Below are 12,576 nucleotides of genomic sequence, written 5' to 3'. Positions count from 1 at the left end.
GATGTCCAACTGTCTTGTGTTTAACAACCAAGTCGTTCGCGCTGAACACATTATCTTGAGATCGCCGGGGTTTAGCGTTAATTAAGATGGTGCAACTTTAAAACCTCAAGTAAACTTGAGGTAAAGCATTTTTTTAACAAAATTGATACACAGGGAGTCAAGGATGGAAATCAGCGTAGGAGAAGTGGCAAAACGTTCTGGAGTGAAAGTATCTGCCCTACATTTTTACGAGCAAAAAGGACTGATTTCGAGTTGGAGAAATCAAGGTAATCAGCGTCGCTACCATCGCAGTGTGTTGCGCCGTGTTGCGGTGATCAAAGCAGCGCAGCAAGTTGGGTTGTCGTTAGAAGAAATTAAACATGCGTTAGATGAACTGCCGAAACACCAAGCCCCTAACAAAGCGCAATGGGAAGAAATGGCAAGCCATTGGCATGAACAGTTAGAACAAAAGATTCAAAAACTTAAAGCGTTGCAAAACGATTTAGGCGGATGCATTGGCTGCGGGTGCTTGTCGTTAGAAACCTGCGCACTGCGAAACCCAGAAGATGTATTAGGGAAAGACCACTCGGGGTCGAACTTAACGTTAGAAGAAGAGTAGCGATTATCTCTATTCTTTGTCGAAACTGTCGACTACGATCGCGCCCATCGAAGCAGGCATTGTGATGACGATAACGCGCTTTATCGCAACCAAAGGCTCATTCATGAGTGGCAGCTTATCAAGACAGAAAAGAACTAACGCTACCACAACGGCCGCAATGAGGTACGCGATAACCACACGAAAAATAAAGATGGATACGCGATTCTTGATGTGGCTTTGAAACACGCTTTGATACGCGAAAAAACTGAGGAAAATGACAGAAAGACTTAACAGCATGAGCAAGTTTGCCATTGGTAGGCTCTCACCCAATCGCCACGCCTCCTCCGAAAATGAGATCGGGACTGCTAGGGCAAAAGCACCAACCAATACTTGGCTAGCGTCTTCTAGATTAAAGTGGCTGCTCATGCTGTTTATTCCATTATTCGCTTGCTAGATGTAAGAGCTTTTCAAAACGCTCATTACCGTGCAGCAATTCGAGGTCTCGTTCTTCGGCAAGTAAATCACGAATGGATGGGCTGTATTCAATTGCGCGTTCCAAGTCTTCAATAGCTTGCTCTTCGATACCAAGGCGAGAGTATGCACACGCGCGTTGATACAGTGCAGGGCCGTTGGTGTAATCGACTTCAAGTACGCGGTTACAAATGCTAAGTGCCCAATGGTATTCGTTGATTTCCATCGCTGCGTCGGCTTTGTAAGTCAACGCTTCTAAATCACCTGGACGAATTAATAAGATTTCATCATAGATTTCAATACGTTGTTCTGGAGTTTGAGAGCTTTGTGCACGTAGCCATAAGTTATGGATCTCGTTGATTTTCTCAATCTCTTTGTTGTTTTCACTGATAATGCGAGTTTTGCGTTTTAAATCTCGCTCAAGGGCGACAAACTTTTTCTCGTATTCTTGGGCGATCTTCTCCAATCGTTTATCAGCCATCTCTTTGGTGTTGTGTTTAAACTCGCGCAGAGATTGCCATCCGACAAAGGCAATCAGCGATGCGACACCAGCAATGATGTAGAAGAAGTATGTAACGGTCACGTTGGCATAGTTCAACGATTTATCTGCGACCGTTAGCTCGCGATCGGTGATCTCTGTGATCATTCGCTTTTCTAGGCTTTGATAGTCCTGACGTAGCGCTTTTAGTTCATCTAAAATATAGCGTTCCATTAATGGTCTATCTAACAGATCCGATTCTGAATACTTTTCCTCCGATGCCATTGTTGGCAAGGCAAGTATCAGCGAGAAAAAAATACCAATAAATAAGCGCATATAACGTCCTTTCACGAGAAGAGTACAGATAGACCATGCAACAATAGCAAATAGCACAAACGTTTAGCAAAGTTATTACAAAAGAAATAACAGTCGTCTACGTAGAAGTCATATTCTTGTTGTTTTTCAGTTTGTTCCTGGTGGTTATTTGTTGTGATATCTTTTATCCTCCTTGCGAATTTATGATTAATGGAGTGAGCATGGACGCGCGAGCTAAGGATTACTTAGAACAATTCCTAGAATTATTATCACCAGAACAAAGGGAAGCTGTACCATCAGTCAGTGCTGACTATTATTGTGCCGACGAATACAACGCGAATGTATGCGCAGATTTGGTTCGTATTGGACAGAAAACTGCATCGTGCAGTTTGGAGCTTTGGTATCGAGAACATGGTGAAACCATGCCCCAAGTCGGTCATTTACAAGTAGTGACGAATTGGGATGGGGACCCGGTTTGCGTGATACGAATTACTGACGTAAGTACATGCAAATATGAGGATGTAACCGCAGAGTTTGCCTTCGCAGAAGGCGAAGGTGATAGAACCTTAAACTGGTGGCGTGATGCTCATACTGCATTTTTTAAAGCTGAATGCGATGAGTTGAACATCGATTGGCATGAGAAACGTACGCTGGTTTTAGAGCGTTTTGAAGTGGTGTATCCCGTCAATTAATCTCTGATAGCAGCACTGATTTGAAGTGCTGCTATCTTTATTGAGAGACCATTTTTAGCGCTTTCGAGCGGTCACACTAAACATATGCCAATGTTTTTGGCTTCCTACTACAGTGGTCCCGTCTTCATCTCTTTCATGCAATGAAATGAGGTCGTAACCCTCGAATAAGCTTTCCACTTCCTTTTTTGTTAATGCGGTAATGTTTGGATGCATTTCGGAGGTAACCCAGGAGTCTTTCACTCCCAAGAAATCGCCGCAGAAGATACCGCCCGGTTGTAATGCGCTGTCTATTTTTGTCCAGACTTGTTTGAAGCCTGTGTCAGGGCAAAAGAACAAACTGGCATTTGCGATAACCAAACTGCACTGAGGATAATTAAACTCAGTAAAACAGCACTGCGAAACCGAAAATCGTTTGTTACCTTCAAAGCGTGTTAAACAAGTTTTTACTGCATCTTCATTGCTATCACATGCGTGAACCTTAAATCCCTTTTCGAGGAGAAAGTGGCTGTCTCGACCTATTCCGCAGCCAATATCAAGAGCGACTTTGCCTTCTATCTTAAGTTGGTTTACGGCATTTTCCACGTTTGGGCGGTGAGGTTGGCTTAAAATTTTCTGATAGTATTCATTCCATTGCGCTGGCATTGAACTTCCTTATGTTGGTTGTGTCCCCTGCCCAAAACTAGCGTCCATTTTGTTTTGCTTGACTGGGGAGGTTTGCAGTATTGGCAGCTGTTATAGCTGATCTTCAATCGGTAATATTCCGGAGAACCAAGCGCCCATTTTTCGCCATACTCCTGCTTCTGGTTCGGACTCGTATTCTTCGCCTGTTTTTACGTCGGTCCAGACAATGTCCCCGTCGCGCAGAGTTAAGGCATAGGCGTTACTCGACAGTTGACTCGGCAGTTGTTCTAGAAACATTTGCACATATTCTGGCTGTTCGATAACAACGGCCATTTCGGTATTCAAAGCGGCCGAACGTGGGTCCCAGTTCATCGAACCAACGAAAAGTGTTTTGTTATCAATCGTCATTGCTTTAGCGTGTAAACTTGCTCTGCTACTCCCCGTGAGGCTCCACTTACTTTTGAGTTTCGCGCTCGCTTTTACTTCCCAAAGCTTTATTCCAGCTTCGAGTAGATCTTTTCGATATTTTGCGTACCAACCATGCACGGCAAACACATCGTTAGACGCGAGGCTATTGGTCACAATCGTGATATCAACGCCTCGCTTGGCCGCGTTACTTAATGCTTGAGTACCTACTTCAGTTGGAACGAAATAGGGAGAGATGAGCACAAATGAATCCTCAACACTTTTAACCAGCTCCGTTAAATTATCAATAAGTTGGCTCTCTCGGGTCGCGACTTTATCGGGCAGATCAAACCATACTTTCGCTTCTCCCCAGTAGAGCTTGAGTTTGCCTTGTTTTAGATCTTGGTACATATCCAGTTGAGTGAAGTCATAGCGGCTGGTTGAAAACTTTTCCTCTAACCGGAGTTTATTGACCTGCTTTTGAATCGCTTGGTCGGTAATTTGCTGTGAATTCGGTGTAATCCATTCCATTGGTATCGAATAGGCGCTATTCCAGTAGAGGTCGAACTGATCGGCAGTTTGTTGTACCGCCTCACCATAGAGCAGAAGATCAAAATCACCAAACTCAACTTGCGATTCAAAAGAGAAGTATTCATTGCCGATATTTCTACCTCCGACAATGGCGGAAACACTGTCTGCAATCAGAGACTTATTGTGCATACGACGATTAAGGCGTTCAAAATCGCTAGCAAGAGCGAACCAACGGGAGTCGCGATACTGATGCGGATTAAATAAGCGGATTTCTATATTAGGATGTGCATTGAGGGCAGCCATCACATCGTCGTTTCGCTTTTGCATATCGTCAAGCAACAGCCTTACTCGAACACCACGCTTTGCCGCTTCATACAAGCGCCACGTTATTAGCTGACTCGTTTCGTCACCACGGTAAATATAGTATTGAAGATCAAGGCTTTTCTGGGCGGACTCGATCAAAGAGGTTCGAGCAAGAAGGGCATCGTGTCCCTGATTTAACGGTGCAAAGCCAGTTATGGACTTAGGGTCTCTCCCGTAAGCTTCAAAGTACTGCGCAAGAACAGAATCCTTTTGATAACCGAGCTGAAAGCTGGTGGACTTTTCACTGGCGTCATTCAACGATACGGATGAGCATGCCGATAAAATAGTGAGCAGCGAGGGGAAGAGCAACTTGGCGAGCGTTTGTAACAAAGCACATTTCCTTGTCTTACAGAGTGTTACCTACTCCAAATTATAGACTTAAGCTGACGCCACATGCACCCAGAACCGTTTGATAACAAGCGATTAATCAATGAATTGCCATAGAACCTGCACTAAGTTCAACTTTTAGAGCGCAGATAATCATTTATTTTAATTATCATTATGGCCGTATTGGTCATAATCACTAATATCTGGTGATTATGACCAATAGCACACTGGATAAAATAATGATTTTTATATAACCATATGATTTTTAATAAATAAATGCTTGGCATGTCATTTGCTGTTTAGAACAAAAGTTAAGTCAGAGCAACTTGCGCAGTTGGTTAATTTTTTGTTAATTTTATTAACTTTGAATTGGCAATAACTATCTAGTTAGCTGCTTAAAAGACTAGGCAAGCGCCGCTTTGATGTTTATTCAAATTCAATTCTCTCACCACCATGCTTACCGGGAGCAATGGACTGAATAAAAGTGTGGTGTTGAAAACAACAATAAAAAAAGGATTTTCGATGTTAGCAAAACCCATATTACGTTGGCTTTTACCCTTCGTCGTCGTTGGAGGCTCTTATGCAGGATATGCTGCAATTGCCGCAACTGCGCCGGAAAAAGAGTCAACCAAAGATGCAATTACAGAACCTACTGTTCAGGCTTCTTCTCTTTTTCCTACCGATCACAAAGTGGTGATTACCAGTCACGGTGAATTAGTCCCTTTTGAAAAAACACACCTTTCCGCGCAAGTTAGTGGTGAAGTTACGAGTTGGCACCCGAATTTTGTGACGGGTGGCATCGTGAAACGAGGAGAGGTTCTTTTCACAATTGAAAGTGACAACTATGAAGCGTCGGTTTTACAAGCTGAAGCCGATTTAGCTAGTGCACGCGCAAACTTGATTGAGGAACAAGCGAAAGCCGAAGTAGCAAAACGTCAGGCAAAGAGACTGAGCGATAAGCAAGTGACGGATCTGTATTTACGCAAGCCTCACGTTTTGAGCGCACAAGCGCAAGTGAAGTCGGCTCAAGCGGCACTCAAACGAGCAAAAAGAGAGTTAGAAAATTGCAAAGTCGTTGCACCTTACGATGCGCTGGTTGTTGAGCGTGATATTGGTGTTGGTCAATTTGTTACATCTGGTTCTCGAGTTGCCACGTTAAACAACATCGAAGTGGCAGAGGTGCACGTACCCATTGCCGGTTTTGATAGTGCATTTTTACCCGAATCCATTGGTGAACTCACTGCGACAGTGACGCAGCAAGGTGTGTTTTCTACCACTAGAGAAGGTCGAGTAGTTCGTGATTTAGGCATGATTGATAGCGCTACCCGAATGATTAACATGGTCATTCAAATCGCGGACCCATACGGTGTCGATAACCAGCAGCCTCCAATTAAATTCGGCTCCTACGTTGAAGTGAGCTTCACTGGTAAGGAACTTAAGCATATCTATCGCTTGCCACAGGAATTAGTAAAAAATCGTACCGTGTGGGTAGTGAATGGCGATAATCAACTTCAACCCAGAACTGTCACGGTTTTGAGAGCAGAAGGTGAGTTTTTGCTGGTGGGCGAAGGTTTAGAGCAAAGTGATAAGTTGGTACTGACCTTACCAGAGTACCCTCAAAAAGGCATGGCGGTACAAATCGCAAAAAAGAGTGACGACTCCGAAACCGTCGTACAGTAAGTAGGAGTATGTCATGGAAGATACTAAACAAAAGGGCTTAATTGCCTATTTTGCGAATAACCCCGTCGCTGCCAACCTTTTGATGGTGTTCATCATTATCATGGGTGTGGTGAGTTTTCTCTTTATTCAAAGGCAGATGTTTCCGAATATTGAGGTGAACTACATTGATGTTCGTGCGACTTATCCTGGCGCTTCTCCTCAAGAGATAGAAGAGAGTATTCTCGTTAAGGTCGAGGAATCGATTAAAGACGTCACCGGGATTAAAAAAGCAGTCTCAACGGCCTCTAGAGGTAGCGCGTATGTTTCTATCGAGGTAGACGTTAATGCCGATATCAAGCGTGTCTTAGATGATGTAAATCAACGTATTGATACCTTGTCTAACTTACCAGCGGGTATGGAACCAATCAATGTTTACCAAGTTGAATGGCGCCAAGATGTAATCGAAATGGGATTAGTCGGGGACCGACCGCTCGAGGAGCTTAAACCGATTGCTAAGCAAATCGAAGATGAATTACTTCAGTTAGAAAACGTCATGCTGGTGTATCTGAGTGCGCCAGAAGAAGAAATAGCGATTGAAGTTGACCCACTTGTTCTTCGTAAATACGACCTGACGTTGAGCGATATCAGCAGCGCGATCAGCCGTTACTCAGCCAACTTTTCTGCGGGCGAAGTAAAAACAAACTCAGGGATGATTGCAGTAAGGATTGAAAACCAATACTACCGTGGTGATGAGTTTAGAAATATTCCTGTAAAGCTTGGCGCAAATGGTGCAAAGGTTCTGTTGCAAGATATTGCCACAATAAAAGATGGCTTTACGGAAGAAGAGCGCTACTTTGAATACTCAGGTCAAAATGCGATCTACATGTCTGTTGAAGCAACTCGTGATCAGAACATTATCCCTGTTGCACAGTCCGTTCGTAATTATATTGAAGCAAAAAACAAGACATTGCCGCAGGATGTTAAGCTCAAAGTCTTAGTTGATACGACTTATTATTTAAATGGGCGTCTCGACATGATGTTGAAAAACTTGCTGCAAGGCGCTGCATTAGTCGCGATTATGCTGACCATTTTCCTACGTTTCCGCTTGGCTATGTGGGTAATGATTGGGCTACCTGTCTGTTTTCTCGGTGCCGTAATGATGATGCCTGCATTAGGGATCACGGTAAACATCGTGTCTCTTTTTGCCTTCATTATGGTGCTCGGTATTGTAGTTGATGACGCCATCGTGATGGGAGAGAGCGCTTACAGCGAAATTGAAGAAAAAGGCGGTGGCGTCGAAAACGTGGTTCGTGGTGTAAAACGTGTTGCCACACCAGCCACTTTCGGTGTGTTAACCACAATTGCTGTGTTTGCCCCTTTCTTGTTGTCTAGTGGTATTGATAGTGCCTTCTTTTATGGTATCGCGGGGGTCGTGATTCTTTGTTTGATCTTCAGTTTGATTGAATCGAAGCTGATCCTTCCTGCACACCTTGCGCATACTCATTTTAAGCCAGTTAAACCAGGTGGCTGGCGTGACCGATTTAACCAACGTTTTTTTGGTTTTGTAAACGGTCCGTATCGTAACTTTGTAACAACATGCACCCATTGGCGCTGGACAGTGTTTGCGGTGTTCTGTGGTTTACTGCTGATCAGCGCGGCTTTGATCAACGCGAATTATGTTCGGGTGATCCCCAACCCTAAAGTGCCGACTGACTATCCTGCGATCACTATTGAAATGAATGATACCGTTTCAAGTGAGCAGACAATCAGTGCACTCAAGACTATTGAACGTGTCATGCAAAAGATCGAATCTGAGACCATTGCAGAACATGGTCAAGGAATGATTCGTGATGTGCTGTCGTACAACAGAAGCCGCACCGAAGGTCGTGTATTAGTACCTTTGGTTGATGAAGAGTTACGCCCGTTCAATACATTTGAGCTGGCTCGACGTTGGCGTGAAGCTATGCCTGTTATTCCAGGTATGAAGAGCATCAAAATCCGCGAGCAGAGTGCGGGTGGTGGTGACAGAGATGAGTTTGGCTACTTGTTGTTTGGTTCTAACATCAATGAGCTCAACGAGGCTGGTCGTTACTTGATAGAGCGTTTACAGCAGGAAGAAGGGTTATATGATATTTCATCTTCTATTGATTCTGGAAGCAAAGAAGTACTCCTGTCTCTTGCGCCTGTAGCGTACGATCTCGGTCTGGATCTCACCATGATCGCAGAGCAAGTTGGTGGCAGCTTTTATGGTGGCGAAGCACAGCGCATTATTCGTGATGGTGAAGAAATTAAAGTTATGGTGCGTTACCCGCAATTGACGCGTGAAGCATTCTCATCATTGCGTTACGCTGTGATTACCACACCAGCAGGTAAGAAGGTCATGTTGGGTGATGTGGTGAAGATCAATGAGCAGCCGGGCGTGAGTAGCATTCGACGTGAAGGCGGGTATCAAACCGTTTATGTCTATGGTTCGATAGACGAAGAATTGGTTGAACCTCAAGAAATCGTGAAGGTCATTGACGACAATATCTTACCGGACATGAAGCAAGCCTTCCCAACTGTGAAAACAGAATTGGGCGGTGATATTGAAGAGCAAGCTGCGCAGCGTAATGAACAGATTTTGTTCTTTATTGCAGGCATGATCATCGTCTACATCTTGTTAGCTGTACCGTTAAAAAGTTATACCCAACCTTTGATTGTAATGTCCGTCATTCCGTTTAGTCTGACGGGGGCGATTTGGGGCCATTTCTGGCTAGGTTTAGACATAAGTATGATGTCGACATTTGGTTTGATCGCCGCTGCTGGCGTGGTTATCAACGACTCTCTGGTTATGACAGATTACGTAAACCAAGTAAGAGAAAAGGGTATGAACATCAAACAAGCGGTTGTTGAAGCGGGTTGTGCTCGTTTTCGAGCTATCACGCTCACCTCAATAACGACGTTTGCGGGTGTATTGCCGATAATGTTTGAAACGAGTTTGCAGGCGCGTTTTGTCATACCGATGGCTGTCGCTTTGGGCTTTGCGGTGTTGTACGCAACGGTTCTGACTTTAGTGTTGGTGCCTTGTTTGTATTTAATGCTTGAAGATATTAAAAATATTTTCAGATCGATTAAGAGGTTTATCCATCGTTTGATTAATCGTTTCAGAAAGTCGCCAGTGACGTCGAGCGTTGAAGCAAGCGTATCGAGTTAACAAGCTTGATGTTAACGATTAGGAGCAGCCTTCGGGCTGCTTTTTTGTTTCCGCATTTTGATTCAAAGTGATTTTTTAGTGGGCAGTTACGTAATTATCTGATGAGAAAACTGCCTGACAAAGTATTTCTAATATGTATGTTTCTAATGTTTTAAATTTGCATGGTTAATTTGACACTTGGTTAGCGAAATTTACCAGACGAAGATAACGTTGAATATGAGGTTTTATTTAAGTTGTTGAAAAATAACAAAATAAAAGTTGGCATCGTATGTGCAATATATAAATTGTAATTAAAATTAACTGCTAATCCTCAAGGAGCTTATTATGAAAAGCGTATTTCTATCTACTCTAAGTCTTATTGCTGTAATGTCATCACCAATCGCTGCTGCTAACACTTTAGACAAAGAGGAGTGGAGCTCAGATTTACGTCAGGACTTTTCTGAAATGAAACATGAAGCTATAGCAGATATTCAGCAAATGAACATGGATGCCATTCACGCACGTGATGAGCGTATCGTGAAAAACATTAAAGATGAGCAAGAACAGTTAGTAAAGGTAACGTGCCACAAAGAGAAAGCAAGCAAGTCATAAACGCCGCTAAAAGAGACTAACAGACGAAAATGAATCCAATACGAGTTCGGTGTTAGTTAGCAGTAAGCACTGACCTTGTTGCTCTACTTGCCAGCCTTTTAAGGCTGGCTTTTTTGTTTCTCATTTCATGGGTGGAGATCAGATCCTCAAGCTTATTATCAATAGTTGGCGTGTTTGATGAGCTATTGCTGGATGGAGCGGATGTAACTTTCAAAAGTGTAGATTTCAGTAAAGTGGAGGTGATGTTAGATATTTAAAATTTAGAAAAGATCCGATCTCCTTTTTGACCTTCATAATACCTTAGTATGTGGCTTACCTTTACTTGAATTAGAACTCATATTGCAGGCTCTCGTTTAAAGGTATTGATGCATATTTGAAGAGTAAGAGATAGACATATGAGTTTTATTAAAATGTGTAAAGATGGTTTTAGAGGAAAGCCGGATTTCTCTGACTTGTTACATAATGCGTTTCAGATAGATGACTTAGTGCTGTCATTTGAGTGTCCGAACAACATATATGAAGGACATGTATACCAGGATCTTGTTAATTTAGAACAGTTCGATGTTGAATCAAAAGTAGAGAGGCATGAAAGGTTAGTAAAGTTAGCTACGGTATATTTTTTGTTTCAGAAGAAAATATTAAACCCTTTGCTTCCTATTAACAAACAAGGTGGATTATATATTAGGTTACGGGTTAAATCTGCTGGAGAAGATATTAATAATATTAGTCAATTGTCTTCATTTTTAGAGAGAGAGTATTATGATTTTTATCATGCCCCGGAGCAAAGTGAAGGCTCTATGAGGGGGTATCATACAGACTTGATGAAAGAATTGACTAAGCGTGCGAATAAACAATGGGGAGAAATTCCAGAAAGTGAAGACCGAAAAAGAGAAAAAGAAGAATATTTAATTAGAGGTTTCTTAAGTGGTTATCCACCAATAAAGTGTGAGATAGTTGAAGTTGGAAAAAACAAATACTCAAAATACTCAGAAGGTAATCTTAAGTATAAGAGTGAATTACGAAGAGTATACAATTTACCCATAAAAAATGAATTCTACCTGAGCATCGAGTTTTGGTATAAGTACGAATCGATGTTTGCTAAGCAGAAGTTTTTAGATTGGGTGAGAAGTGCGGATGAAACCTTTGAAAAAAAAGTATTGGAATTACTGGATTTGTCTCCGCTCATCGACTCGTATACAGCCAAAGCGGTAAAGGGATTGAACGAAAAAACTAAGGCAGAGTAACACAGCGTCAAGAAAAGCTAGCAAAGTATGTAGCCATGAGAGAAAAATGAATCAAATTGGATGTCTATTTACCTTTGTACGCCATGGCGCATATAAGGCCAATGGATTTAGTATAGAGCTTATCACAAATATCAATACATATTTAAATAACAAGAGATATAAATATGAATTTTATCAAAATCTTTAAAGATGGGTTTAGAGGGAAACCAGATTTTGCACACTTGTCACATAATGTATTCCAGATAGATGACTTAGTACTATCATTTGAATGTCCGAACAATATATATGAAGGTCATGTATACCAAGATTTTATTGAATTACAACGGTTCAATATTGATTCAAAAGTAGAGCGGCATGAAAAGTTTATAAAATTGGCCACGATTTATTTCTCTTTTAAAAAGAAAATAATAAATCCACTATTACCAATCAATAAACAAGGTGGTTTATATATTCGGTTAAGGATTAAATCTTCAGATGAAAATATTACTAGTGTTAATCAACTATCCTCATTTATAGAGAAAGAGTACGTGGATTTTTATCATGCTGTAGAGTCACCTGACGGTTCTCAAAAAGGTGATCATACAGAGTTGATGAATGATGCCATTGCGTACGCAAATCATCGTTGGGGAATAGACCCGATAAACGAAGAAAAAAAGAGAGCGAAAGAAGAGTTCCTTGTAGGAGAGTTTCTTCGTGGTTATCCTCCAATCAAATGCCAAAATATCAAGATTGGTGAAAATACATTTTCAAAATATGTAGAAGGAAATTTGGAGTATAAAAAAGACTATCGAAGAGTGTACAATTTTCCTATCAAAAATGAGTTTTACTTTAGTATTGAATTTTTATATGAAATCGAGCCTATATTTGCTCAAAAAAAGTTTTTAGATTGGGTAAGACACGCGGATGAAATCTTTGAAAAAAACGTTTTAGAGTTGCTAGCACTGTCTCCGCTTATTGATTCGCATACTACCTCCAAATCCGAAAGGTTGGCAAAAAAAGTTGATCCAGAGCGTTCATACTTAACTTAAAGAAAAAAGCCCGCGAAGAATGCTTTCACGGGCGAAAAAAGGGCACCAAATTGGGTGTCTATTCATTTTGGAGGTGGTCGA

11 protein-coding genes are annotated in these 12,576 nt (G+C 41.9%); 7 read left to right on the top strand and 4 right to left on the bottom strand.

Annotation, left to right across the window (positions count from 1 at the left end; translation table 11 throughout):
* Positions 1 to 163 precede the first annotated feature (163 nt).
* On the top strand, positions 164 to 598 hold the full coding sequence (soxR, locus tag J4N43_RS22360) for a redox-sensitive transcriptional activator SoxR (RefSeq protein WP_005373898.1): 435 nt from the start codon (positions 164 to 166) through the stop codon (positions 596 to 598).
* 9 nt (positions 599 to 607) lie between these two features.
* Here soxR and J4N43_RS22355 read toward each other — a convergent pair whose 3' ends face one another.
* Together J4N43_RS22355 and J4N43_RS22350 are read right to left on the bottom strand one after the other, a co-directional pair.
* Positions 608 to 1,003, bottom strand: a complete 396-nt coding sequence (locus J4N43_RS22355; RefSeq protein ID WP_005373896.1) for a DUF2391 family protein — start codon at positions 1,001 to 1,003, stop codon at positions 608 to 610.
* A gap of 13 nt (positions 1,004 to 1,016) precedes the next feature.
* Positions 1,017 to 1,862, bottom strand: coding sequence for a tetratricopeptide repeat protein (locus J4N43_RS22350; RefSeq protein ID WP_005373890.1), 846 nt, complete (start codon positions 1,860 to 1,862; stop codon positions 1,017 to 1,019).
* A gap of 200 nt (positions 1,863 to 2,062) precedes the next feature.
* On the opposite strand from J4N43_RS22350, the gene J4N43_RS22345 reads away from it, so the two are divergent.
* Positions 2,063 to 2,533 carry an ASCH domain-containing protein gene (locus J4N43_RS22345; protein WP_005373887.1) on the top strand — a complete coding sequence of 157 codons (471 nt, stop codon included), beginning with the start codon at positions 2,063 to 2,065 and terminating at the stop codon, positions 2,531 to 2,533.
* Between the two features lie 54 nt (positions 2,534 to 2,587).
* Here J4N43_RS22345 and J4N43_RS22340 read toward each other — a convergent pair whose 3' ends face one another.
* Both J4N43_RS22340 and J4N43_RS22335 read right to left on the bottom strand, forming a co-directional pair.
* Positions 2,588 to 3,175 carry a class I SAM-dependent methyltransferase gene (locus tag J4N43_RS22340; protein WP_031781098.1) on the bottom strand — a complete coding sequence of 196 codons (588 nt, stop codon included), beginning with the start codon at positions 3,173 to 3,175 and terminating at the stop codon, positions 2,588 to 2,590.
* Positions 3,176 to 3,265: 90 nt separating this feature from the next.
* The gene (locus tag J4N43_RS22335; RefSeq protein WP_062731074.1) at positions 3,266 to 4,783 is read right to left on the bottom strand and encodes a phospholipase D family protein; all 1,518 of its coding nucleotides are present in this window, start codon (positions 4,781 to 4,783) and stop codon (positions 3,266 to 3,268) included.
* Positions 4,784 to 5,302: 519 nt separating this feature from the next.
* On the opposite strand from J4N43_RS22335, the gene J4N43_RS22330 reads away from it, so the two are divergent.
* The 5 genes from J4N43_RS22330 to J4N43_RS22310 all read left to right on the top strand — a co-directional run bounded on the left by J4N43_RS22330 (position 5,303) and on the right by J4N43_RS22310 (position 12,495).
* Positions 5,303 to 6,460 carry an efflux RND transporter periplasmic adaptor subunit gene (locus J4N43_RS22330; protein ID WP_005387110.1) on the top strand — a complete coding sequence of 386 codons (1,158 nt, stop codon included), beginning with the start codon at positions 5,303 to 5,305 and terminating at the stop codon, positions 6,458 to 6,460.
* Positions 6,461 to 6,473: 13 nt separating this feature from the next.
* Positions 6,474 to 9,632 (top strand): efflux RND transporter permease subunit, encoded by a 3,159-nt coding sequence (locus J4N43_RS22325; protein WP_025767992.1) that lies wholly within the window; start codon positions 6,474 to 6,476, stop codon positions 9,630 to 9,632.
* 324 nt (positions 9,633 to 9,956) lie between these two features.
* Positions 9,957 to 10,223, top strand: a complete 267-nt coding sequence (locus J4N43_RS22320) for a hypothetical protein (protein ID WP_005373876.1) — start codon at positions 9,957 to 9,959, stop codon at positions 10,221 to 10,223.
* A 395-nt stretch (positions 10,224 to 10,618) separates the two neighbouring features.
* On the top strand, positions 10,619 to 11,467 hold the full coding sequence (locus J4N43_RS22315) for a hypothetical protein (RefSeq protein WP_053349327.1): 849 nt from the start codon (positions 10,619 to 10,621) through the stop codon (positions 11,465 to 11,467).
* 164 nt (positions 11,468 to 11,631) lie between these two features.
* The gene (locus J4N43_RS22310) at positions 11,632 to 12,495 is read left to right on the top strand and encodes a DNAase (protein WP_158159462.1); all 864 of its coding nucleotides are present in this window, start codon (positions 11,632 to 11,634) and stop codon (positions 12,493 to 12,495) included.
* Positions 12,496 to 12,576 lie beyond the last annotated feature (81 nt).

This window comes from Vibrio sp. SCSIO 43009 (genome assembly GCF_023716525.1).
In the GTDB taxonomy this organism is placed as follows: Bacteria; Pseudomonadota; Gammaproteobacteria; order Enterobacterales; family Vibrionaceae; genus Vibrio; species Vibrio alginolyticus.
Note: the sequence above shows the minus strand (reverse complement) of the source record. Positions and strands in the feature narration are given on the sequence as shown.